General features: G+C 46.3%; 18 protein-coding genes and 1 pseudogene. 16 read left to right on the forward strand and 3 right to left on the reverse strand.

The window, feature by feature from the left end:
• The first annotated feature begins 1,040 nt into the window (after window positions 1-1,040).
• Window positions 1,041-1,172, forward strand: coding sequence for a hypothetical protein (locus tag ACN6MW_RS29480; RefSeq protein WP_419873298.1), 132 nt, complete (start codon window positions 1,041-1,043; stop codon window positions 1,170-1,172).
• Between the two features lie 71 nt (window positions 1,173-1,243).
• On the opposite strand, the gene ACN6MW_RS29485 is transcribed toward ACN6MW_RS29480, so the two are convergent.
• Window positions 1,244-2,074 carry a helix-turn-helix domain-containing protein gene (locus ACN6MW_RS29485; protein WP_419873299.1) on the reverse strand — a complete coding sequence of 277 codons (831 nt, stop codon included), beginning with the start codon at window positions 2,072-2,074 and terminating at the stop codon, window positions 1,244-1,246.
• Between the two features lie 117 nt (window positions 2,075-2,191).
• On the opposite strand from ACN6MW_RS29485, the gene ACN6MW_RS29490 reads away from it, so the two are divergent.
• From ACN6MW_RS29490 to ACN6MW_RS29535, 10 genes are all read left to right on the forward strand, one after another.
• Complete coding sequence (locus ACN6MW_RS29490) at window positions 2,192-4,447, forward strand: FAD-dependent oxidoreductase (protein ID WP_419873300.1); 2,256 nt, start codon at window positions 2,192-2,194, stop codon at window positions 4,445-4,447.
• Window positions 4,448-4,516: 69 nt separating this feature from the next.
• On the forward strand, window positions 4,517-6,058 hold the full coding sequence (locus ACN6MW_RS29495; protein ID WP_419873301.1) for a response regulator transcription factor: 1,542 nt from the start codon (window positions 4,517-4,519) through the stop codon (window positions 6,056-6,058).
• Window positions 6,059-6,093: 35 nt separating this feature from the next.
• The gene (locus ACN6MW_RS29500) at window positions 6,094-7,872 is read left to right on the forward strand and encodes a cache domain-containing sensor histidine kinase (protein ID WP_419873302.1); all 1,779 of its coding nucleotides are present in this window, start codon (window positions 6,094-6,096) and stop codon (window positions 7,870-7,872) included.
• Between the two features lie 230 nt (window positions 7,873-8,102).
• On the forward strand, window positions 8,103-9,035 hold the full coding sequence (locus ACN6MW_RS29505; protein ID WP_419876484.1) for an ABC transporter permease: 933 nt from the start codon (window positions 8,103-8,105) through the stop codon (window positions 9,033-9,035).
• Window positions 9,029-9,889, forward strand: a complete 861-nt coding sequence (locus ACN6MW_RS29510; protein WP_169084203.1) for a carbohydrate ABC transporter permease — start codon at window positions 9,029-9,031, stop codon at window positions 9,887-9,889. The genes ACN6MW_RS29505 and ACN6MW_RS29510 overlap by 7 nt, the downstream gene beginning before the upstream one ends.
• A 69-nt stretch (window positions 9,890-9,958) precedes the next feature.
• The gene (locus ACN6MW_RS29515) at window positions 9,959-11,512 is read left to right on the forward strand and encodes an extracellular solute-binding protein (protein WP_419873303.1); all 1,554 of its coding nucleotides are present in this window, start codon (window positions 9,959-9,961) and stop codon (window positions 11,510-11,512) included.
• 74 nt (window positions 11,513-11,586) lie between these two features.
• Window positions 11,587-12,396, forward strand: coding sequence for a phytanoyl-CoA dioxygenase family protein (locus ACN6MW_RS29520; protein WP_419873304.1), 810 nt, complete (start codon window positions 11,587-11,589; stop codon window positions 12,394-12,396).
• A gap of 333 nt (window positions 12,397-12,729) precedes the next feature.
• The gene (locus ACN6MW_RS29525; protein WP_419873305.1) at window positions 12,730-13,470 is read left to right on the forward strand and encodes a phytanoyl-CoA dioxygenase family protein; all 741 of its coding nucleotides are present in this window, start codon (window positions 12,730-12,732) and stop codon (window positions 13,468-13,470) included.
• 27 nt (window positions 13,471-13,497) lie between these two features.
• Window positions 13,498-14,304: a sugar phosphate isomerase/epimerase family protein gene (locus ACN6MW_RS29530; RefSeq protein WP_419873306.1), complete on the forward strand. Its 807-nt coding sequence runs from the start codon at window positions 13,498-13,500 to the stop codon at window positions 14,302-14,304.
• Between the two features lie 28 nt (window positions 14,305-14,332).
• The gene (locus ACN6MW_RS29535) at window positions 14,333-15,181 is read left to right on the forward strand and encodes a helix-turn-helix domain-containing protein (RefSeq protein WP_419873307.1); all 849 of its coding nucleotides are present in this window, start codon (window positions 14,333-14,335) and stop codon (window positions 15,179-15,181) included.
• A 251-nt stretch (window positions 15,182-15,432) separates the two neighbouring features.
• On the opposite strand, the gene ACN6MW_RS29540 is transcribed toward ACN6MW_RS29535, so the two are convergent.
• The gene (locus ACN6MW_RS29540) at window positions 15,433-16,197 is read right to left on the reverse strand and encodes a hypothetical protein (protein ID WP_419873308.1); all 765 of its coding nucleotides are present in this window, start codon (window positions 16,195-16,197) and stop codon (window positions 15,433-15,435) included.
• A gap of 218 nt (window positions 16,198-16,415) precedes the next feature.
• Here ACN6MW_RS29540 and ACN6MW_RS29545 point away from each other — a divergent pair, with 218 nt between their 5' ends.
• The 5 genes and pseudogenes from ACN6MW_RS29545 (at window position 16,416) to ACN6MW_RS29565 (ending at window position 24,230) form a co-directional block, all read left to right on the forward strand.
• Window positions 16,416-16,928, forward strand: coding sequence for a GNAT family N-acetyltransferase (locus ACN6MW_RS29545; protein ID WP_419873309.1), 513 nt, complete (start codon window positions 16,416-16,418; stop codon window positions 16,926-16,928).
• Between the two features lie 471 nt (window positions 16,929-17,399).
• Window positions 17,400-21,716 carry an OmpL47-type beta-barrel domain-containing protein gene (locus ACN6MW_RS29550; RefSeq protein ID WP_419873310.1) on the forward strand — a complete coding sequence of 1,439 codons (4,317 nt, stop codon included), beginning with the start codon at window positions 17,400-17,402 and terminating at the stop codon, window positions 21,714-21,716.
• A gap of 431 nt (window positions 21,717-22,147) precedes the next feature.
• Window positions 22,148-23,074 carry an aminoglycoside phosphotransferase family protein gene (locus ACN6MW_RS29555; RefSeq protein ID WP_419873311.1) on the forward strand — a complete coding sequence of 309 codons (927 nt, stop codon included), beginning with the start codon at window positions 22,148-22,150 and terminating at the stop codon, window positions 23,072-23,074.
• 205 nt (window positions 23,075-23,279) lie between these two features.
• Window positions 23,280-23,797: pseudogene (locus tag ACN6MW_RS29560) on the forward strand (GrpB family protein).
• Window positions 23,760-24,230: a GNAT family N-acetyltransferase gene (locus ACN6MW_RS29565; protein ID WP_419873312.1), complete on the forward strand. Its 471-nt coding sequence runs from the start codon at window positions 23,760-23,762 to the stop codon at window positions 24,228-24,230. The pseudogene ACN6MW_RS29560 and the gene ACN6MW_RS29565 overlap by 38 nt, the downstream one beginning before the upstream one ends.
• A 498-nt stretch (window positions 24,231-24,728) precedes the next feature.
• Here the strand turns inward: ACN6MW_RS29565 and ACN6MW_RS29570 are convergent, their stop codons facing one another.
• Window positions 24,729-25,283, reverse strand: coding sequence for a hypothetical protein (locus ACN6MW_RS29570; protein WP_419873313.1), 555 nt, complete (start codon window positions 25,281-25,283; stop codon window positions 24,729-24,731).
• Between the last annotated feature and the right edge of the window lie 110 nt (window positions 25,284-25,393).

A 25,393-nucleotide genomic window follows, 5' to 3' on the forward strand; every position in this document is an offset into this window, starting at 1 on the left:
CTCTGCCCTTGACACGCACCAAGTTCTTTCCCGCTTACCCGATCCTCACTCGAGCTCCAATCATTAACCCTTCAGCTATCCGCATACCTAGAGAATTTCGGCGCCAGGTGGGTTCTGCCACTTTTGTTGCGTTCCGAGGATTGTTTGTGTTGACTTCGCCTGTGAAGAATGTTTTCTCCGTTTCGGCCATGTTTTGGTTTTGCGCGAAGTGCGCGGCGGCCCCCCGACGGGCGGAAAGAGTTACTAGGTACGTATTTAGGTGTAGCATAGATGCAGAAGATGGGACAAAATTTAATCCTGATGTCTAATTGTTACTATACAAGGTAATACAAAGCAATTACTATTCCTTCATACCTATGAATCAGATCCAGGAATGATCTATTATGAAGTTAAGGATACGCCCAATAACTTTAAAGTTGATAGAGCAATGATGGCAGTAACAGCAGGTGTTGCGGTAGTAACTATTTTATTTTTACTAGAGGTGCTGTTGTGCCTATGAGGCCTGGTGGAGCACTTTCAGGAAAGGTATAAGAATATTTTCTTTAAGGTGGTGTTTATCATATCAACGTTACTTGGTTTAAAAATAATTGTAGTACCTAGGCTATCACCTTTTGGCTTTGAATATACTGGAAAACTTGATTCTATCAGTTGGGTATTTGAACGCCAAGCTGAATTGCTTGGCTCTAGTTTCCAATTACTGGGCAAGGCCAGATTGTGAATCTAATTCCGTTAAAAAGATTTTTTATAGAGTACATGAAAGTATAGTCAAATAGATTATTTTTATTAGATTAAGCCACATGTGAGTTAATGGGCAAGTCCCAAACTTGTTGACAATTATAGAAGACCTATTCTTAAAGCTGATACCGGTACTCCAACGGTGTCAGCTTTTTTAAATTAATTTGAATTCGATCTTCGTCACGAAGAAGGAAATGTTTTAATGCTCCGATTGGTGTCAAATTAGCAAGGCACTAAACTAAACCAGTTCGAATGATATCCCAGGCACCGAGGACTTCGGGCCAGAGAACGTTGGGGATTATGATATGCATCAAGGCAAGCAGGTCGTTCGCGAGGTACAGATCGATATGGCGGAGCTGGTCGCCCAGTATTTGCAGAAGCATGGCGTAGTCGAGGCAACTTGCAACAACAATTGGAGGGTTGTCATGGAAGCATAATAACAAGAAGCAGCCCGAAGCTGGAAAATATCGTTTTAGGCTGCTTCTTCCTTCTTTCCGCTGTGTTAACGCTATACCCGATTCATCCGACGATATTCAGAGGGGCTAACCTTTACTTTTTTTGAAAATATTCGGCTTAAATAAAATCCGTTGCTGTAACCGCATGCTTGGGCAATTTGCTCTAATGGCAAATGGGTCCCGGTCAGCAGTGATTTGGCTTTTTCTATTCGAAGCGTGGATAGGTAGAGAGAAGGGGCCAAGCCTACGCTCCGCTGGAACCTGCGGCTAAGCTGTACAGGACTTATGCCGAGCTCAGCTGCAAGATTATGCATGCTAATATCCTGATAGCGATTCTGATGAATGTAGGCCTTGGCCTGTTCTATAAGCGGATCAGCAAGTTCAACCTCCTGATTGACGGGGTAGGATTCCGTCTGGCGGCAAAATTGCCAAATATCGTTCAGTATATGATTTTGCCAATACAGATTCTGATCCTCGGCGTATCCCGATTGCTGCTTTAGGCGATTCAAGTTGTCGGCCAGACGATTGCGGTGCTGAATGATCAGCATGTATGCGGTTTCGGACAGCTGCTGCTGGACCGCCTGTTCACGTTCATTCAAGCCAATTGCATTGCTTGATACCGAGCCAAGGGTAAATCCGATAAAATGAAACGTTAACGTTTGGATCACGCAACGATGAAAGCGAAAGCCCGGCGGACAGACGACCACATCTCCCATTCGAGCTGTTCCCTCTACTTCCCCTATTCGATACGAGAAGCTCCCGCTCTCCACGGCAAACAGCACCCATAGATCATACGTATCTACGCTTAATTGAAACTGGGACTTGCTATCCCAAAAGATATGGTGAGAAAGAATAGGATAAAGGCTGGATCTGAGCAACGTCACTTTTCTCTACCTCCACGATGAAATAAAGTATATGGGTATATGATAGCGTAGTGCATGTTAAATCACTAGCCTCCATATTATGATGAATTCAAATCGAAGTAGTGGAGGTTTAGCCAGATGAAAATCGAGCATATAAAATCCGATATTACCGTAATTGGCGGAGGGCTTGCGGGTGTTTGCGCCGCCGTCTCTGCTGCCCGTCTTGGGCAGACCGTATCTTTAATTAATAACAGACCGGTTCTCGGAGGCAATTCCAGCAGCGAGGTCCGGGTATGGGTGTGCGGTGCAACGGCGCATGGAACGCAGCGTTATGCAAGAGAAACCGGCATCATGGGTGAAATGTTCGTCGAGAACCAGTACCGAAACCCCGAAGGGAATCCTTATTTATGGGATCTTGTTGTTCTGGAGACCGTTCGCGCGGAAGAAAATATTCGCTTATTCCTTAACACGGATGTGCATGAGGCGGAAGCGGAAGGACCGGAACATGACCGGGTCATTCAAAGCGTAACAGGCTGGATGATGGGCTCAGAGCGTAAAATTCGTTTCGAGAGCAGCATGTATATCGATTGTACCGGCGATGGGCTTGTTGGTTTCCTTGCCGGAGCGAAATACAGAATCGGCCGCGAAGCCAAGGAGGAGTACAACGAGAATTGGGCGCCGGAGGTAGCGGATGACATTACGCTTGGCAGCACGCTGCTGTTTTATACCAAGGATGCAGGCATGCCGGTCAAATATATTCCGCCAAGCTTTGCCAAGGATATAACGCAAACGACAATTCCGATGAAGCGAGTAATCCGCAGCGGAGACTCTGGATGTCACTATTGGTGGATTGAATGGGGCGGAGAGCTGGATACGGTCCATGACAACGAATGGATACGTGACGAGCTGTGGTCGGTTATTTACGGGATTTGGAACTATATTAAAAATTCAGGCCAATTCGATGCGGAAAATATGACGTTGGAATGGGTAGGATCCATTCCCGGCAAACGGGAGTATCGGCGTTTTCTCGGGGATTATATGCTGAACCAGAACGATATTCTAGCGCAGGAACCATTCGAGGACCGTATTGCCTTCGGGGGCTGGTCCATCGATCTTCATCCACCGCAAGGTATGTACTCGGAAGAGAGCGGCTCGAAGCATCTATACCCGGACGGCGTCTATCACATCCCGTTCAGAAGCTTGTATTCAAGTAATGTTCGCAATATGTTGTTTGCTGGCCGGGACATTAGCGCGACACATGTTGCTTTCGGCACGACAAGAGTGATGGCAACCTGTGCTGTAATCGGGGAAGCGGCAGGCAGCGGCGCTGCGCTATCCGTACAGAAAGGGATTACGCCGCGAGTGCTTCACCGCGATTATATGAAGGAATTGCAGCAGGTTATGCTGCGGCAGGATGCATCAATCATTGGTGTGGCCGGCAATGATCCGGATGATTTGGCAAAAACCGCCCGCATTTCCTCATCCAGCACGCTGGAGCGAATTGCAATAGAAAACGCCACAATCGTGCATTCGCTGGATCGCGATATTGGCATATTGTTCCCGGTTCATCCCATGCTGTCATCGGTTGAGCTGCTTGTCGATGTAAAGCAGATCACAACGCTTGAGGTGGAGCTTTGGCACACGGGCAAGGGAGAGAATTACGTACCTAAGCAATGGGTGAAATCAGCTACCAAGTCCGTTGCCGCGGGCATCAAGCAGTGGGTTAAGCTGGATTTGGATTGGCAGCCGGAGTCAGCCTGCAATGTTTTTGTTATCGTCAAAGCGAATGAGGCTATAACGCTGCACGGATCGGATGAGCCGTTAACCGGTGTGCTTTGCTTTGAGAAGGGGCCTAAGCCGGTAGTATCCGCATTGCTGGAGGATCATCAGCCCGATCAGCCGGTCGCGCAGTGGAGCATGCGCAAATGGAATCGTCGGCCGGTATGCTTGCGGGTAACGCCAAATACGGAGTCCTATGCGGCGAGTCAAGTTGCCGACGGCTATATACGGCCTTATGCTGGCCCGCATATGTGGGCATCCAACCCATTATCCGCTAATTCCCAGGAATGGATTCAATTCGTTTGGGAAAACGAGCAGGAGATTGGTGAAATTCATCTAACCTTTAACGATGACGTAAATGAGGATTTAATCAACCTGCATCATCATCGAACGCCATTTGCTGTTATTCCCGAGGTCGTGCAAAGTTATCGCATTCAAGCTTGCATCGCTGGGGAATGGGTTACGATCATAACGGAGCAGGATAATCACAAACGAAAAAAAGTACATCACCTCCCAGAAGCGATTATGACTACCCAAATAAAACTATGCATAGAGGCAACGAATGGATGTCCGCGTGCGGAGGTTTGCGAGATCAGAGTCTATGGTTTATCCTAATCTATTACTATTAGAATCGCTTACAGCATAGACTGGTATAGGTTAGGCGAAAGGAAGGGAGAGGGTATCATGTCTGAGAAACCGTTGAACGTTCTAATTGTCGATGACGAGGTTCCGCTGAGGCAGGAGCTTCGCCTATTCCCATGGGAGGACTGCGGCGCCGTCTTAATCGGCGAGGCCGGGAATGGTGAGGAAGCGCTGCAAGCATGCGGGGTCTGCGTGCCGGATGTCGTGGTTACGGATATCACGATGCCGATTATGGACGGAATTACGCTCATTAGGGAGCTTAGGAAAAGATATCCTGCCATTCAAATTATTTTGCTGACTTGTCACAGCGATTTCCATTATGTTCAGGAGGCGCTCCGGCTTGGAGCGCTTGAATATTTATTAAAGGTATCGATGGAAGAAGAGGAAATGAAGCAAGCGATGGTCAAAGTAAGAGAAGCGATCATCAAGGAGCGCCGTTCCCTTGATAATGAAAGATCTGAACGGCGGCTGCTGCAAGCGGCAGCGTTCGGGAAGCTGCTGCGCGGTCATGCACTTAATAGCGACGATTGGAAGCCTATCGAGCTGGATGGAGCGGGGACCTATCGATTGGCGCGCTTGGTTCTGGATGCGCCGAATGCTTCTTACATTCCCGCGAGGCAGCGAATCCAACAGACTTTGAAAGATAGTGAAAGATCTGATCCAAACTGGCTGACTTGGCTGACTACAGGTGAGAAGGAGTATTTCGTCCTACTGGCAGAACAGCAACCCGAAGCGCAAGCAGTTACAACGCTTAGCGGGGCCGTACGAGCTCTTGAATGCTGCTTGAAGGAGTATGAAGAGCTGCCCGAACATCTGGTGACGGTGCATGCGATTATCAGTGAACCAATCACAAAGAAGGAAGAGCTTGCGTATTCGCTAGCTCATACGACCGAATGGAAAGACGCGCTTTTTTATGATGGCTCGTCTGGGAGCAGCGTACGGATCGGCAGGCCACTTCCTTTGAGCGAGATGACGGATAAGCATGCCAAGGAACTTAATGAGATGTTAAGAATGGCTAGCAGCTCCTCTGCATACCTAAAAAATTGCATGCAAGGGGATTTACCCAAATGGAGTTCAGCGATACGCATTCGGCCTCAGCAGCTCAAGCAGCGCATGCTGAATTGGCAGATGGAATGGCTGAAGGTCCATGAAGGTGCCGAGCTTGATGGCCGGGGCATCACGCAAGTGATGGGAGCGCAAACCTTGGGGCAAATGATCGCCTGCCTCATTCATAATATCAACGAAGTCGAGAGCGGGGTATCGCGCTCGCGTATCGAAATACGTTCCGCGATCCAATGGATTCAAGCGAACATGCAGCAGCCCATTTCGCTGCCGATCCTTGCTGAGCAGGTCGGCTTAAGCCCGCATTATGTCAGTCGGTTATTTCGTGAACAGACCGGCGACACGGTCAATCAATATATTACCCGTCTTCGAATGGAAAAGGCGGTCGAGCTGCTGAAGCGAACGAATAAAAAGGTGTACGAGATCGCGGAAGAAGTCGGAATTCCGAGCTATCGTTATTTTACCGTTACGTTTCGTAATTGGACAGGGGTGTCTCCGACGGATTACAAACGGAATCCTTAAACAGCTGCGGGATCGGATACGGGGGTATGGGGCATATGTCTAAGTTGGTCAGTTGGTATAGCAGTCTAGGTCTTGCTACCAAGCAGTTCATCTATTTATTCATCGTGACGCTTCTGCTCGTGATGGTGCTTGCCTATCGCAATCTGAGCGAGGCAGAAAGTCTATTGAAAAATCAAGTCATACGCGATGCCGAGCTGTTAGTAGGCCGGACAAATCAATATATTGATGCCAGTCTCGACAATGTCGAGAATATGCTCCTGCTGCTCTCTACCCGTTACGATCTGTTCGATGAAGGAAATGAGGCGCTTGCCGACGATACGCTGCGCAAATTCGCCGATAATAACAATTCGATAGCCAAGACGCTTTATTTGGTTCGTACCGATGGGAAGGTCTACGCGAACTCGCAAGTCAATTATGATATCATCGGCAATCCGAAGCTGCCGGAGCTGTATGAGCTGGCGCTTCAGAATTATGGGGCAATCAATGTAAGCGAGCCTTATTACTCCCCGATGTCTGGTCACACGCTGGCTTATGTTTTGCCGGTTACCGATTTGCGCAGACAAGTGAAGGGCGTTGTCGTTGCAGAGGTGAATCTGGATTTGCTTACGGAGCGAATCGCTCCGATGATTTACCAATCGTATGCTTTAGTAACGAAAGACGGAAATATTATTAACCGGCTTGATTCTCGCGATAAGATGCTTCCTTTTCAGGCAGCGGTGTATCCGCCTGTACTGCAGGATAGCTTTCGGAAGCAGCTTGTTTCCCTTAAAGTCGGCGTTAGCCAGATCGAAGGAAATGGTTTGAAACCGCTTGTAGCCGTGAAGTCGACGAAAAACCGGCTGGGCTGGTCCTTAGCGGCATTTATTGAGGAAGACTATTTCTACCAAGACCTGCAGCAGTTAAATTATAATTACCGAACGGCCAGCATCGTGTGGATGATCATTCTGTTGATAAGCGCCTACCTGATGAGCCGGTCCTTCACGAAGCCTATTCGCCGGTTCGTGGAAAAGATGGACCGGTTAAACGATGTTCAGATTGTCGCGAAGCTGCCGGTCACAAGAAAGGATGAGATCGGCCGGCTGACACAAAGCTATAATGACATGCTGGAGCGAATTCAAACGTTGCTGCAAAAAACGAAGTCGGCGGAGGAGCAAAAAAAGGAATATGAGCTAAAAATGCTGCGGAGCCAAATTGCGCCTCATTTTCTATATAACACGCTAGCCTGTATAAGCAGCCTTGCCAAGCAGCAGAGGATTGACGAGGTGCGCGATACCATTCGATCCTTGGTTAAGCTGTTAGCCTTCAGCTTCGATAAACAATCGGAATACGTCTCGATCGAAGAGGAGCTGGAAGGGCTGCGAATGTATATGCACATTCAACAGGTGCGTTACGGTGAGCAATACAAATACCGTTTGGATATCGACCCCAGCCTGCAGCAAAATCGGATTCTTAAGCTAACCCTGCAGCCGCTTGTAGAGAATGCCTTGTTTCATGGCATTTCACCGCGTAGCGGAGGTCTTATTACCATCAAAGGGAGGTTGGAGCGGGGCATGATCAGGCTTTATGTTCGTGATAACGGCGTCGGCATTTCAAAAACCAAAGCTCGCAAAGCGCTGCATGACCATTTCGAGCAGGAGCGCTCGAAATACCGTTTTACCGGAATTGGCTTACGCAATGTGCATGATCGAATCCGTATTCATTATGGCGTGCCCTATGGCTTGCGAATAGGAAGTGCCAGCGGCGTCGGAACCGTTATCCGGGTGGACATCCCCGTTCTTACCGAAAACGATGAGCGTTTAGGTGTTTTGAGCTAGGCGTTCTATCAGAGTTCGAGGCTGTCCTGCGGGATGGCCTCTTGGTTTGTTTGGCAAGCTTCGAGCCGCAATTAATTACGTTCCCTTTCCCTTAAATCCATACACTTTTTACGTTTTTGTGTATATCGGCAATCGGTGGTGCTGCTTATACTTAAGATATACTTTGAAAGCGCAATCATATAAGGAGGGCTTACATGGAAGCCGATCAAAGCTACATACCAGCCTCTCGAATGCTACCTTCTCCGCAAACGAAGCTGCAGTCGGTTTTAAGAAAGATCTGGCGTTTCCGGGCATTCTACATCATGCTGCTCCCGGGTGTGATCTATTTTATTATTTTCCGATATTTTCCGATGTACGGGGTCATCATTGCCTTTAAAAACTTTGCCATCATGGACGGTATAACCGGGAGCGCCTGGGTAGACCCGTGGTATAAGCATTTTAGAGACTTTTATCAATCCCCTTATTTCAGCCAGCTCTTGACGAATACGTTGTTAATTAGCTGTTACAAGCTGCTCTTTGGCACATTTCCCCCGATCATACTTGCGCTGCTGCTGAATGAATGCCGCGTTCGTTGGTTGAAAAACATTGTACAAACACTGACTTATTTGCCGCATTTCTTATCGTGGGTTATTATTTTCGGCATTCTGCTGACCTTGTTCTCCCAGAACGGGGGACTGGTGAATCGATGGATTGTGGAGGCGGGCGGCCAGTCCATCCCATTCTTGACCTCAACGGACTATTTCCGCAGCATTCTGGTCGGTTCCGAGGTGTGGCAAAATCTTGGCTGGGGCGCGATCATCTACCTGGCAGCAATGGCAGGAATCGATCCTACTCTCTATGAGGCGGCAAAAGTGGATGGCGCGAGCCGGCTGCGGATGATTTGGCATATATCGCTTCCAGGAATTCAAAGCATCATTGTTCTCCTCTTCATTCTGAAGCTGGGCCATCTGCTGGATGCCGGGTTCGACCAAATCTATATTCTGTACAATATTCAGGTGTATCCGGTTGCCGACATTTTGGATACTTGGGTATACCGAACAGGCTTGCAGCAATTGAACTTCAGCTTGGCTTCAGCAGTAGGATTATTCAAGTCACTCATTGGGCTGATACTGGTGCTAGGAGCTAACCGTCTGGCGAAAAAGTGGGGTGAGGGAATATGGTAAAAAGCTTGGACGATAAAATATTTAATGGCGTCGTATATGTTATTCTCGGGCTGTGCGGTCTTGCCGCCATTCTACCGATGCTTTATGTCGTATCGGTATCCATCACTCCATTCGGGGAAGTATTGCGAAACGGCGGATTTATTTTGTTCCCGAGCGAGATCACGTTCTCTGCTTACCGCACGCTGTTAACAGAGTCGAATATACCGAAAGCGTTTCAAATAACGGTCCTCATTACGGTTATAGGGACGGCAGTCAATCTCATATTGACCGGCTTGATGGCTTATCCGCTCAGCCGTAAAAACCTGCCAGCAAGAAGGTTCTTTCTCCTGATGATTGTGTTTACTTTATTGTTCAGCGGAGGACTTATTCCGACCTACCTGGTCGTCAAATCGATGGGGCTGCTTGACACGATCTGGGCAATGATCCTGCCAAACGCCGTATGGAGCTTTAACGTGCTAATAATGAAGAGCTTCTTCGAGGGGCTGCCCGAGGAATTGTTCGAATCTGCTAGGATGGACGGCGCCAAGGAATTTCGGATTTTGCTCCAGATCGTCACGCCGCTCTCGATTCCGGTATTGCTTACAGTCGGATTGTTTTATTTAGTTGGTCATTGGAATGAGTTTTTCCAAGCGATCTTCTATGTGACTGACCGGACGCTGTTCCCGCTGCAGGTCATCGTCAGAGAAATTTTGATGCAAAGCCAGCAGCCGCTTGAAAATGCGGAGAACATCATGCCTACCCAGACGATGCAGATGGCTTCCGTTATGATTGCGAGTCTGCCCGTTATCGTGATCTATCCCTTCCTCCAGAAGCACTTTACGAAGGGAATGCTTCTCGGATCGATTAAAGGTTGACCTAGTCGCCGTATGGATAACTGGCCAGCTATACGGACCTATTCAATAGATAGATTTCAGAAAGGGGATATGAAGATGAGAAAAGTATTTTCATTCTTGCTGACCATTTCATTGTTAGGTGCTTTGCTTGCGGGTTGTTCGGGAGGCAGCGGCGAAACCAAAGACGGAAATACAAAAGAAGGCGATACGCCTAGCAATGCCTCTACCGCTAAGTCAAGCAACGGGGAAAGCGACAAACCGATTAAGCTGGAAATTATCGAGAGCGGCAATAACCTGCCTACGCCGGACAAGGATATCATTAAGAAGGAGCTGGATAAGGCGCTGAACATCGACCTGAATCTGACGGTCTATCCTTCGAATGATGATTACGTAAACCAATTGAATGTTCGCATGTCCTCCGGTAATTTCCCTGACCTGTTCATGGTGAGCCGGCAGCAGCTCATTCAATTTTCCAAACAAGGACTATTGCTAGATATAACCCCATACATGGATAAATTACAGCAGACGGTCGACTACATCGGTGAAGACAGCGTCAAGAAAGGCATGGTAGACGGGAAAGTTTACGGCATCTCCAAATCCCCGCAAATCCCTTATAACACGTTGTGGATTCGCAAGGATTGGCTGGATAAGCTGAAGCTGCAGGTTCCGACAACGATTGAACAATTGAAGGACGTAGCGGAGGCCTTCACCACTCAGGATCCCGATGGCAACGGCAAACCGGACACGTTTGGTTTGACGGGAGGTAAGCTGGGCGCATTTTCACCGGTATTCGGAGCGTTCGGTGTCGGTATGCCAGGAAATTTCTATGAGAAAGACGGGGCAGTTGTTAATGCTCTGTACGACCCGGCAATGAAAGACGCACTGACGCTCATTCAGCAAATGATCGCTTCGGGCTCGGTTGATCCCGAATTGCTAGCCAACAGCGGGCTTCAGCATCAGGAGAAGGCCATTAAGGGGCAAGCTGGCATGGTCTATATCGATTGGCCGAATATGACGAAGGAGCAATTCGTCGAGCAAATCAAGACCGTTAATCCGAATGCGGAGTGGCTGCAAATGGCCGCGCCAAGCGGACCAGGGGGACAATTTGACGGCTCATGGGATATTGGCGCAGCACCGGGGCGATTTGCTATTCCGAAGGCACTGGAGAAGGACCCGGAGAAGCTGCAGCGCGTCTTCGATCTGCTGAACTATATCTCGAACCCGGAAGGTGGCTCGATGCTCGTTCAATTCGGGGTGAAGGACACTCATTTCACCATTGATAATGGAAAGCCAAAGATGACGGATAAGGCAGGCGACGTCGGTTATTCATGGTTATACCAATTCACGGGAAGGCCTGAAATGGAATATTTGCAAGCAAAGTTCACCATGCAGTCTGATGCAATCCAATTTGCTAACGATCAGCCTCGCATTAAAGCGCTCAACGGATTTGCCGATAATCCCGAAGGCTATAATGCGGCTGACGCCGATCGGTATATCGAGGAAGAGATCGCGAAATTTATTTATAACAAACGCCCAATAAGCGAATACGATGCGTTTATTAAGACGCTTGAGACATCCATGAATTATAAAGCGTTCCTGGATAGCGCATACGAACAGTTGAAGGCGCTAGGGTACGGAGGCTAACGCATTGAAGGCTGCAAACGGAGCGTGAAAGAAAAGCGGCTAATTACATGTATGCAAGCAGGAGGAGAGGCCTTATGGAAACGACTTCGCTGAATATTCTTGAATTGAAGAACCAATTTGACGAGCAAGGGTACTTGATTATACCGGATGTTTTATCACAGGATAAGGTAACCCGTTTGAATGCAGCAATCGATGAAGTTCTCGCAGAGGAACAAGAAACGCTTGCTCATAATATTTATAATAGCGTTTCTCGGCATGCTGAGATCGCATCGTTGATCGACCATGCTACCATCCTACCGTTAATCGTTAATTTGCTTGGCCATAATATTCAGCTGCATATCTCTCATCTAACGGTGAGGAAGCCTAATCCAAACGATGTGAAAACAGCAACGCACAGCTTCATCGATTGGCATCAAGACGGCCCTCATCCGCAGTTTCCGGTCATAGCAGGCTTAACGGCTACCTATTATATTAAGGTCTGTTATATTTTAAGCGATATGTCGCAGCCAAACAGAGGCAATACAAAGGTGATTCCGGGCAGCCATAAGCAGCCATACAATCCGAACCATAAGGATGTAAGCCAGCAATTGGATGGGGAGATACAGGTATGCGGAAAGCCGGGGGACGTGTTTATTTTTGCGCAAAATCTGTGGCATGCCGGCTCAACAAATCATTCCGAGTTCACAAGAAGACAGCTGTTTCTCGGCTACAGCCCGATCTGGATGCGTCCTATCGATTACCATCAGGCAGACGAGGGTCTCTTGAAGGACGCTGATCCGATTCGCCGTCAACTGCTGGGACAAATTAGCGACAATAAATTTAAGTATTATGTCCCTGAAGATTCGATGGTGCCGCTCAAATCAATGCTCATCGGCCATTCTTAATGGTTGATCCAGCTTTAAATTAACGTTTCGCTTGTGCGTCGAGATTCCCGCAGCGCTATGAGGATCAGTTAAAAACGAGTCATTGTCGTTTTTAACTGATCCTTTATTTTCTACGCAGATGTAATTAGATCGCTTTCGCCAGCAGCTCCGCATAAAATCCCGCTCCATGATGCTTTAAGTGGGAGAAAAAGTCCTTTTTCCCCTTGCTTGCCGATACCAATCCGATAGATAGTGCCGAAGATATGCATACTTTTGCGGATAGAATGAGAAGTAAATAAATGTCCCCTCCGTTATGATGAAAACAACGCAAGATTACATCAATTGGAGGGAATAATGATGGCAAGCGCGACACTTTCTGAGCAAGAGGTCCAATTTTATAAGCAAAATGGATATGCTCTCCATAAGAAACAGCTATTCAGTCAAGAGAAAATGGCAGAGCTGTCCGGCATATTCGAAGAGCAATGGGAGCTGGTAGGCAGAAAGCTGAACAGCGAGCTGGACACTCCACATTTCCGTGACGAACGGCTGCTGAAATTTCTGTTAAGCGATGAAGTGCTCGATTTGGTTGAGCCGCTAATCGGGCCGAATATTGGATTGTGGTCGAGTCATTTCATATGCAAGGAGCCGCTGATCGGCAAGCAAACGCCATGGCATGAGGATTCCGCTTATTGGAACGGCCGACTTAGCAGTTTTGACAAAATCGTAACCGTGTGGCTGGCAATCGACCGCAGCACGAAAGAAAACGGTTGCATGCGCGTTATTCCCGGTACACATACTGACGGATTTTCCGAATATGAAGAGGTTGATGGAAGCCAAAACATTTTTAGTACCGAAATTAAAAAAGTAGATAATGAAAAAGCCGTTTATTTCGAATTAGAGCCGGGCGAATGCTCGGTGCATGATTCACGAATCATTCATGGGGCAGCTGCCAATACGAGCGAGTTTCGCCGATGCGGCTATACGATGCGTTATTTCTCGACAGATGCCAAGGTATATGAGGAGAAAAACCAAAATCATAAAATTTGGCTTGCAAGAGGCAAAGATCTGGCAGGCAATCCATTCATAAATGTATAATAATTGAAGCTAGAAGGAGCTGAACTTATGGAATTGAGGCCAATAAAGGCGTTATGGGGAATGGCTGGCACTTACGATGAGCAGTTAGCACGCGCGGCGGAAGCTGGATATGCCGGCATTGAAGCGCCGCTGCCGCCTTTGCCCGAGGAGCAGTCCTTCATAGAAGCGCTCGAGCGGTACAAGCTGGCTTTCATCGCTCAGGTGTGTACGGAAGGCGACCATCTTGCAAGCTTCGAGAAGCAGGTGGCTCGCGCCGCAGCATTTAAACCGTTGTTTATCGTAGCGCAAAGCGCGAGAGACAGCATGACCGAAACAGAGCAGGATCACTTCTATGAGGGAGCTCTTGCCGTAGAGCAGAAAATCGGGATTGCGGTTGGGCATGAAACGCATCGAAGCCGCGCGTTGTTTACGCCTTGGACAACGGCAAGATTGCTGAAGCAATTTCCTGATTTGTCGATTACAGCTGATTTTAGCCACTGGGTAAACGTATGCGAATCTCATTTGGATAATCACGAGAATGAGCTTGCACTTGCGATGAAGAGGACCATTCACATTCATGGCCGGGTTGGGTTCCCGCAAGGACCGCAGGTTCCGCATCCTGCTGCTCCGGAATATAAAGCAGAGCTTGCGCTATTCACAAAATGGTGGCAGCAAATATTCGTTGACCAAGCGATGAAAGGGAAAGCAGAAGCTACCTTCACGGCTGAATTTGGGCCTCCTGGCTATATGCCGACAGAGCCGTTCACCAATAAGCCGGTCGCTGATTTATGGGATGTCAATCAATGGATGACAGACTATATTTCCGCTAAATTTGCGGAGTGGTTCAACGTTTAGCCTAAATAAGCATGAAGGGGGAACAGGGATGGATAACAATAAAACACCGGAGAGACTGCTTAGCAAAAACTTTTTATCTTTATCGTCCCCCTTCCGTATTTATAAGCATGTGATCGATCACAAAATTGATACGCATTGGCATGAGTTTTTCGAGATGGGCTTTATCGTATCAGGCAAAGGTACTCATATTCTAAACGGTGAGTCATTTCTTTTGGAAAGAGGGATGGCTTTTCTGCTTACAACCGCCGATTTCCATGAAATTATACCGGATGAAGGCGAAACGATACGTCTGTACGATTTTATATTTGAGGATTCATTCATTCGTCCTGATTTAACCGAAATGCTTTTTGAAGAGGCATCTCATTACGCTTATACTTTTGAAAGCGCACAAGCTGGCATGATCGAAGCTGAGTTTGATCGCATTTGGGAAGAATCGCTGCTCTGGCAGCTAGGCAGCGACATGATTGTTCAAGGCAGCTTTGAGCGGATACTGATTGAGCTATTCAGACTGACGAGTCAAAAAAATTCGGCGGCGGAAAACGTTATTGTTCGCTCCGTTCATCCTTCTATAAGGAAATCAGTTATCTACATTCAGCATCATTTCCGTGAGCCGATTACTCTCCATAAAGTGGCAGAGCATGTCGGACTCTCGGCAAATTATTTCAGCGAATGCTTCCGGAAGCAAACCGGCACTTCATTCCAAGAGCATCTTCAAGAGAAAAGGCTGCAGTTCGCCAGAACTCTGCTATGCAGCACAACGCTGCCAATAACAGAAATTTGCTACGCCTCAGGCTTTAATACGATGCCGAATTTCGAGAGGGTTTTTAAGCGAATGTTTGGACTAGCGCCGCGCGATTATCGGAAAAGCAATAAATGAAAACCTTCCATTCACCTTTCAAAGTCAGCGAGAAGTCACCAACTAAATATAATTTCGACATTCAACGTAAGGGCTTGGAAGAGGTTCTTATTTTCAACAAGAGTTCATACTTGAATGGGAAGTTACGACATTCGATTCTACTTCGAATATAGTACAAATTACTTTCAAAGCTAGTACAGACGGATACAAAGCGAGTAATTTCCGTGTTATCCGTAGCGAAAATGAAAAAAAGCGCTAATTAAGCGCCTTTATCATTTTTGTTCTTTTGCTTTTTGTATTTGTTTTAACCAATAATCTGGTGGTTCGTAGACAATGAGTGAGTAATCAAGTTCATGTCCAAGGGGAGTTGCTAATTGAATAAGCAACAATTTCTTTAAATCCGCAGGATTTAAATTACCTGTTTTAATGGTCAAGACTTGCGCTCCATTTCTTTCTGGAGTACCCACGACAATTACTTGGTTTCCTTTTGTATATACATCGGTGACAGTCGTTTGGAAAACAATGATATACAAATCAAGGTCAGTTTTATTTTGAAACATGGGAAAATCAATGCCAACGTTTTGTTTGAAATTTAACTCGCCTGATATTCCAATGTCATAAGTGGTAAAAAGCCGATGGAGCGCGTAATGTATTCGCATAGGAACATAACTCCATCTACCTCCCCAATATGTGCTGTGCCAATGTTCTTCATATACGGGTCTTTTATAGTTGGGGTCATTCTTTATAACGTTGAAGTGAATTTTTGTTCCCTTATCCATTACCTCAGAAATAGGAATAGTATTGGATGGATAGTATTTTTCGGTTTCTATTTCCCAAGGTAATTCAACAATTTTAGCCGGTTTAGGTGGTTCAAGTTGCTGTAAACGTTTTTCTAGATCTTCTACACGTTTATTTTCATCTTCGGGGTCATTTGATTGAGAAGTTGATAATCCTTGCGCATAAGAAGTTGAAACTAAGAAAGTCAATAATACTGATAGTGATATTCTTAAAACATAACCATGGCGTACTTTTGACATTCTCGTCACCTCATGGTTATTTTGCTGCTTCACAAGCATTTTTATGTAAGAAAATCCATTGAACTAACGGGAAACGACAGTTGAACAATGGCAGTTGCTCCATTTCTTTGTTAAGCTAACGGGCAAGTAATATTTAGTTATAGTTGTTAATGACGTTCATCTACAGTAGGCCAATTGGTAGAATAAGCTTAAACGCAATTGAACATTGGAGTGAAATTATGAATAATTCGATTGAAGTTCGTCAAATGATTGGATCAGACGTAGATCTTGTGTATCAGATTTTCACTGAACATGATATTAAAAAACCTAGGGATTACATCTTGAATTGTTGGGAACAGAACGTAGCAGGAGAAAGAATAACTTTACTAGCCTTTTACCAAGGTCAGTTTACGGGAAGCTTACATCTTCTTGCTACATCTTATTATCCTTACTTTGTTGAGAAGGGCATACCGGAAATTAATGATTTTAATGTTATTCCTCCATCTAGAAAGCTAGGAATTGGAAATGAATTAATGGAAGCCATCGAGAAAATTGCGTTTAAGAAATATGGAATAGTGGGAATTGGTGTTGGATTGTATCAAAGCTATGGCAGTGCACAGCGTTTATACGCAAAAAGGGGATATATACCAGATGGCAGGGGGTTAATGTATCAACAACAACCAGTCACACCTGGTGCCATGGTTTGTGTTGATGACGATTTAAATCTGTATTTCACAAAAGTTAAACCATGAACGCTGAGCTAACGGGCAGATTAGTTCAATGATATAGTTTATTAATGAACTATCGCATATTATTTGCTAGCATGTTCCGTTTTTAAGTAGGTATGCAGCTACTGCATCTCCGGATTAACAAGACCGGTTTGGGCTGATCAGTATGGAGCAATACATGAAGTTGAAATATATATGGGCACATGCCCGGGAAAGCACGGCAGGTCAAGGTTCAAGCCTTGGCCTGCCGTTTTGTTTTGCGCCAAAACTTGCAGCAGTTTATAGAATCTATGGATGAAGTTCTGCAAAAAGCATCGGTAATGCCTTAAAAAACTTCCTTTTCGTTTTTGAACAGATATTTATAATGAGAAGCAGAATGATTCGTTTATGCCAAATAGGGATCGTTCAAAGCATGTATTCTATTTCTATCAAACAAGGAGGAATATGATGACTCGCAAAGCTGCATTACATTTCGGAGATTCATGGAGGCGACTGTTGGCGGTCATTGTTGCTGTGAGCATTGTTGCTGCGCTCGGTCCGATCGGCACGGCTTCGGCTTCGGATGACGGCGGGGCCGCCAGCACAGGTTATACTGTCGAAATAAATGAAACCGTTACCAATGGGTTTACGCATCCAGGTGTCGGAGTAACCAAAGCAATACTTGAAAACATGAGAGATCAGGTATTAGCGCAAAAGGAGCCTTGGTATTCCTACTATAAGGCCATGACCGTCTCCGGGATGGCGTCAAAGACGGTTACATCGAGCAACCAAAGTGCTGAGGATCCGACGATGCCGGCAATCAATGCTTTTGACAGTCAGGGCTTTAATTCGAGATTTATAGCAGATGGTCTGAAAGCGTATACACAATCGCTTATGTATTATATAACTGGCGATGAGGTGTACCGCGCGAATGCGATGAGCATTATCCGTATTTGGTCCCGGATGGACCCTGCGAAATACCGGTATTTTACTGATGCTCATATCCATACGGGCATTCCGCTCAGCAGGATGGTCACTGCGGCAGAAATTTTAAGGTATTCCAGCTATCAATCGGAAGAGCTGAAATGGACCGACAAGGATACCGCTGATTTTACGAATAATCTGATCAATCCGGTTATCGAAACCTTTCAGCATGATAACAACCAATTTATGAACCAGCATAACTATCCGCTGCTCGGTGCGATGGCAGGGTATATTTTTACCGATAACCGGGAGAGGTATAATGAGGCTGTCGAATGGGCCACTGTGAATAAGACGGCCAGCAATCAAGGCTTCAATGGCTCCATTAAGCAATTGTTCCGTTTGGTCGACACCAATGCGGAGACAGGGGTGAAATTGGACACGCCGGTCGTCCAGCAGGTGGAGATGGGCCGGGACCAGGCGCATGGAGCCGGAGACTTAACGAATGCGGCAATTTTGTCGCGTATGTTTATTGCTCAGGGAACCAAGGTCGACCCGGTGGAGGGAACCGTATCCACAAAGGATAATGCCGTAGGCTATTATGAATTTCTGGATGACCGAGTTTTAGCTGCTTCCGACTTTTTTTGGAAATACATGCTTGGTTATGACACGCCTTGGGTACCGGTTCCTTTTTCTATTTTTCCGGATGGAACGGTGAAAGGCATCTACCAAAAGTTCTCGGACTCGTATAGAGGAAGAATGAATACGGCTTTGTTTTGGGACATGTACTACTATTACACCTACGAGAAAGGGATCAACGTAGCGGAGAAAGCTCCGTATTTCTATGAAGCTTTCACCAAGAAAATTCCGTCCAATTATTATTATCAAGGGACGCTCAGGCAAGCATGGGAAAGTCCGGACGGAGGCGGAGACTTCTGGATCTACATTCCGAAGGAAGCGGAGCCGGAAGGCGGGAAGTATGTTCCCAAAGAACAGACAAGCGATGCGCTGGTCGAAGTAGAAGACCGGTACACGGCATTTGATCAGCATACGGCTGCCGTCCATGAAGGAGCTGCTTCTTATGTGCAGACAAAAGCAACGGAAGATGGAAGCAAATTTGTCCTTCTTAATTTGTCATATGCCAATCGCACGAATTCCCGGCTTATTGGCATCAAGTTTCGTACGAACGGCACAGCTGTCTTAGAACTGAGCAAAGAAATTGGTTCGACGCCTTACCATACACTGACGCTGCCGGATACGAAGGGTCAATGGAAATACATGACCTATGACATGGGCATTAACAAAGTTACCTACGGTCAGCTTGACGGCGACTACAGCCTCCTTTATGTAAAGGTGAAAGGAGCCGGCACAACGGTTGATATTGACCACCTGAATGTAAAAGCAGGCGAACAACTGACCCCTCCTGTGTTTAAAGACGGAGCTTCGAATTTGAATAGTTTTGCATACGTTGGCGCTCCAGTGAACCTGGACTTTTCCGCTGACGACTCCGGTCAAGAGGACGTCCTCGCATATGAGATTGCGAATATGCCGCAAGGCGCTGAATTTAATGCGGGCAGCGGCGCATTTGCTTGGCTGCCGGCGCAAGCCGGAACGTATTCTTTTATCGTCCAAGCTTCCGACGGTACAACGCTCACAATAAAAAATGTCAATATCGTTGTAAGCCAAGACCGGTCTTCAGCCATACAAGCAGCTACAGCGCTTTATAATCCGAGTACTCTTTATGTGACGGCATCTCTTAATCAGTTTAAAGCCGTGTACGAGGATACGATGAGTCAGCTGGAATCTGCGACGAATGAAGCTTTCTATCAGCAATTATTAGCCCTGCGAAAAGCGGCCGAGGGTCTTCAATTGTTGACTCCTTTATTCGCGGCTGACGGAAGTATGAATTATACGGGCCTCGTGACATCCACCTTTGGAAACGCGATTTCGCTCCTAACGGATGGCAACGATAATACGTTCCCGGCTTATTCGCTGGCACCGTATCCGAATTTGTATCATATCATCGATTTTGGACCTGATTATAAGCTTTCGGCCGATGCGTTTGCTTTTGAGGGGCGAATGAATTTTGTGGATCGGATGGCAGGCTCGACGGTATTCGGTTCCAATGACAGAGAAAACTGGACGCGGCTGACACCAGGACAAACGGCGTATACCGACGGGACCGCAACGCTTGACGTGGATGATGCGTACAAAAATGCCCAATTCCGGTATATTAAAATCCAAATGATTGATCCACAGCCGGATGCTCTCCGCGGTCAAGTTCAGAATATGCTAGAGCTGGCCGAGCTTAAAATCTTTGGCGAGCGTCATGAGACAAATAACAAGCTGGAGTCCGTGTCGCTTAGCTCGGACCAGAGCGTTAGCGGCCGGATCGTGCTGGGCAATACGGCAAAATTAACGATCAAAGCGAAAGAACCGATCCAGAACATAAAGGTCACGATCCAAGACCGGGATGCAATCGTGAGTACGCAGGACAATATCTATTGGACGGCCGCGGCGACGTTGAACGGAGACGTCCAGACGGGCTCGGTCGAATTTGCGATTGACTATAAGGCGAATGACGGAACGGAAGGAGACACGACGTATACTACGACCGATAACACCAAGCTGTATCTCGCGGACGAGTCGGATTTGATCGGCAATGTGACCGGCATCGCTTATTTAATCGATTCTACTTCCGGAAGATCAGCAGCAGAAACATTAAAGCAGGTAAATTATCTATTCGATAACAATCCGCTTACGAACTCCGATTTTCGGATGAACGGCGGCGGAGCGGGAGGCTTCATTACGTTCGATTTCAAAGAAGGCAATCAAGCGGTATTATCGAGTGTAGAACTACTAGCGAGACAGGATAATAATTTATACGCGCGGATTAGGGGGACGGAGATTCAGGGATCTAACGATCTTTCGAATTGGACAACGATCTCGAAGCCAGCGGCCGTAACGGCGGATTGGCAATCGCTCGCGATCAGCGGTACGGAAGCTTACCGTTATATCCGCATTTATAATCCGAATGCATGGTTTGGCAATATGGCGGAATTGAGACTGCATGGGAAATTGAAAGAGGCGGACCTGACACCGCCGGTGACATCGGATGACGCTCCGAACAGATCCGTTAACAAGGATGCGTTAGTAAGCTTCGATGCCGTCGATACCGGTTCCGGGGTAGCGGCTACTTATTTCACGGTAAACGGGGGCGCGCAGCAAACCGGCAGCTCGGTTATTTTGACTGAGGAGGGGACGCATATTTTGGTATATTGGAGTGTGGACTTTGCAGGTAATGCGGAACAGCCGCATACGGTTATTGTTCATGTGGACAAGACGGCCCCTGCCGATCCCTCCATCGCGGCGGACGTTACAACGCCGACTAACGGCGGCGTTACCTTAACGGTCAGCTATCCCGATGATGCTGTGGTCAATGAGTACAAAAAGGGCGCAGTAGGGGAATGGACTCCATATACCACCCCGATCGTTGTTTCCGATAATGAGACCGTGTATGCAAGAGCAACGGATGCTGCAGGAAATGTATCGAAGGTAACCAGTTATACGGTGAGCAACATTGATAAGATCGCGCCGGTGCTATCCGTTCAGCTGGATAAGAATTCAATTTGGCCGGCGAATCATAAAATGGTGACGGTCCATGCCGCGCTGAAAGCGAGCGATGCCGGATCGGGCATTGAAGCGGTGGTGTTAACTTCCATTACTTCCAATAAACCAGACAGCGATATAGGCGACATTCAGGCCGAATTCGGCACAGCAGTCGATTCGTTCAGCTTGCGTGCGGAAAAATCGCGCATCTATACCATCACGTATACGGCAACCGACAAAGCGGGCAACCAAACGGCTGTATCTGTTACCGTCGCTGTGCCTCATGATCAGTCTGGAAAATAATAAGCAAAAGCAAGAGGAAGGCCCGGAGCCTTCCTCTTCCTGTTATTTTCTCGTTGAAGGTGGTCTTTGTCGCTTAGACGAGTCATGCCGCTTCGCGGTGCCATCGGTTTCCTTTTCGTGGACTTGTTAACGAGACTAAGCGTCTAACCGTTCCGCCATAAACTCATTGGTCAGCCCGGTCACTCCTAAAGCCGTCCATCCGGGATAAACGGCAGGCGGACCAAACCAAACCAAACCAAACCAAACAAAACAGCTACCCTCTATGTCACTCGAGAGATGCTATAATTGCAATACGCTACCTAAGTGAGAGACAAGATTTCGCTTATTATGATCAAGAAGATGATTTCGACGATGCTGCGGGTCAACCCAGATCTGTTCTCTAATAATGAACCCCTGGATCGTGAAAACTTTGATAAACGGGAGAGGGAACTATGACGGCTTACGAGAAACCGAGTTTGGCCATGAGCGAAATCGAAAATGTATTAAAGAATCATCTCGGACCCGGTGCGGCTGAGATTAAGCCGCTGGCCGGTGGCAACTTGAGCAACGTGTTTTCTTTCTCCCTCGAAGGTAAAGACTATGTTGTGAAATTCAGCGATTTGGATGGCGCGTACGAGACGGAACGCTATGTCTCGGAGTTGCTGTTGGGCCAGGGCATCACTTTCCCTAAATGTTTAGCGCTGGGGAAAACCGGCCAGTTAGCCTACGTAATCATGGAGCGGATGGACGGGCACAATTTATCCGATTGCACGGTAGAGGAACAAACTCGTCAATTGCCGGAACTTATCGGCATCTTGACGAGGCTGGCCGATGTGGATGTTGGGGCAACTAGCGGGTACGGGTGGATCGGGACTGACGGCAATGGAACCTATGCGTCTTGGAAGGACTTCATCGTTGCCGTAAATGCGGAAGATCAGACGGGGACGTTCTGGGAGAACTGGCACGAACTCTATCGCACGTCTTGTTTGGAGAGAGACGTATTCGTAGAAATCTATAACCGTTTGATGACCTACGTGCCGTATAACGAACCGCACAGAAGCTTTATACACGGGGATTTTCACCAGTGGAATATATTGTCGGACGGTACACGGATTACCGGCATCATTGATGGCAATTGCCTGTATGGTGATTTCCTCGTGGATCTTGCGATTCTCGATCGTCATATGCCGTGGTGCGGCGTTATTCAGGCGTATCAAGACTATCAAGTGAAAGCCGGCATCGAGATTCCTAATTTCAAGGAGCGGTTAATCGGCGCCTACTATTTCAAGGGACTCGACGGACTTCGATTCTACGCTAAGATGGGATGGGGAGACGCCTATCAGGACACGCGGCATTTTCTTCTAAACCTGGAAGCTTAACGGTCAAGACGCAAGTGGCAGCCGACTACAGCCTGCAGAACCGGGAAAAGGGCTTGATCATTAAACAAACGGGTGACGATAGTTGAATAACACACATGATGAGCAGGCGCTGCAGTGGCCTGCTCATCTTATTAAGCTATTGGGAGGATTGCTTAATAAAATGTGGAATTATAATTACAATTTGGTGTCAGTAGGAGGGTGTTTTATGAAGGTCAGACTAAGCGATTTTAATGAAAATTGGGTAAGACTTTACCAGGATGAAGCTGATTTTCTAAGAACTATATTTACGGATGAAATCGTACGTGTTGAGCATTTTGGAAGCACTTCAATACTAGGCTTAAAAGCTAAGCCCGTAATTGACATGATGTGTATTTTAAAAGACATTAGCAAGGTCGATTTATATAACGATAAAATGAATTTTCTCGGATATGATGCAGCTGGAGATTGGGGTATCCCCGGAAGAAGGTTATTCCGAAAAGGTGGTGAAGAAAGAACTCACCACATTCATTTTTATCAAACAGATAACCCACAAATTGAACGGCATCTAATATTTAGAGATTATTTGAGAAATCATCCGGAAGAAGTCGCAAGATACAGTCGGTTTAAGGAAGAATTAGCTGAACGCTTCGAAAACACAAGTGAATATAGCCCAGCAAAAAAACATTTGTGAGGGAAATAGAACAACTTGCACTATCTTGGTTCAATAAAAATCAAGAAAAGTGACTTAGATGGTATATGCGACATTAGAAACAATAAAGATTTATTCGTTAGGTATTTTAAGCAGAATGAAGATAAAGAAGTATCTCTGGTAGTTGCTGAAAAGGATAATACAATTCTAGGTTTTGGTGTTCTTAAATTAATAGGCGGTTTGAGCCCCAAATTAAGTGACCTCTACGTAAAAGAAACATATTGGGGAAATGGCGTAGGTTCGGATTTAATAAGATATCGCGAGAAAATTGCAAGTGATATGGGATATTCTGATTTGTTCGTTAGTGTTGACCCCTCAGAGAATCCAAAGATGATAAAGCTTATTACAAAGCTCGGTTACAGCGCCATTAGCGAGCCATACATAAAATCCGCTATTTTCTATAACGATGAGGGGGCGGCTTATGAAAAAACATACACAAGAATTGATATGAAAAAGTTGTTAAGCTAACGGGCAGGCTAGTTTCAATCAATCGCGTCTTGTCGGCTGTCCCCAACAACAGGTAAATATAATACAGATACCAAAAAAGGGGATACGAATAAAGTAATACCTGGCAATGTTTCTAGTTCTAAAACTCGAAAAGCAATCTACATAAAGAATGACGGTACTCTTCTAATCACTGATATCTACAATAAAGATAAATAATTGGCCGATAACGTTCTTAACGGGTGACGTTAGTACAAAAAAACAGCGGCAGTCATGGACTTTCTTCTCGTCCATGGCTGCCGCTGTTTCTTTTATTGGGGCAGTCTAATACATATTCTACGATGTTTAACGGTTTTGTAATTCGAAAAACCGTATGGGATCAACACAAGTTAAGGATAAGGGGTATAACACAGGAATTGAACAATTAGTTATATTTGAAAACAATACCACCTCAAATTAAAAGCACCCCAAAGGAGGTGCCTTCAAAATTGGTTCTGCCTGCAAGCCAGCGGCTTTTTCTTCTTATTTGCATTTTTTAAGAGCCGTAGAAAACTGAACAGGAATATGGTTAATCGTATTTCTGAGGACATTGCGGAAAACAAAGGCAGCTACATTATTATAATTGCCATAAAAGTCGGACAGGTCATCATTAAAAAATTGAATAACTCTAGTATTAAATACGGGGTATACAAAAGTGCGTCCAAATATCTTTCTAATGGCAATAAATTTAAACAGAGGATTTGTTCGGAAAGCGTTACGATAAAGAGAATTGATTTCCAGAGGAGATAGTCTGCGTTGAATAGGTTGAACACGTTTTCCTTGACTGGTCCACACCCTCACCTTGATCCTGATATTTCCAATGGTTTTATCGAGCACCAGAAGCGTAGCGAGAGCTTGCGCCTTTCGAAATCCTTGAACTTGCAGATTGACGATAACGAGACCGCCAGGTAACAGACGGAAAGGGTTGATACGGATAAGCGGGTCTTTGCCAACTACGGAAAACTTGATTTCGTTATAATACGTAACCTCGGGCGGTGATAATGAAACTTGAACTTCCTTACGGCGTAATTCAGCCATAAATCTTCCCCCTCTCGAAATCTAACATTATGATTAACATATTATTAATTAGAGTGAGACTCTGGAACTGCGCACAACTAGAATGCGAAAAGATGAGCCATCAGGCTCTA

Origin of the sequence: Pristimantibacillus sp. PTI5, from assembly GCF_048572955.1 — a bacterium.
GTDB lineage: Bacteria > Bacillota > Bacilli > Paenibacillales > Paenibacillaceae > Pristimantibacillus.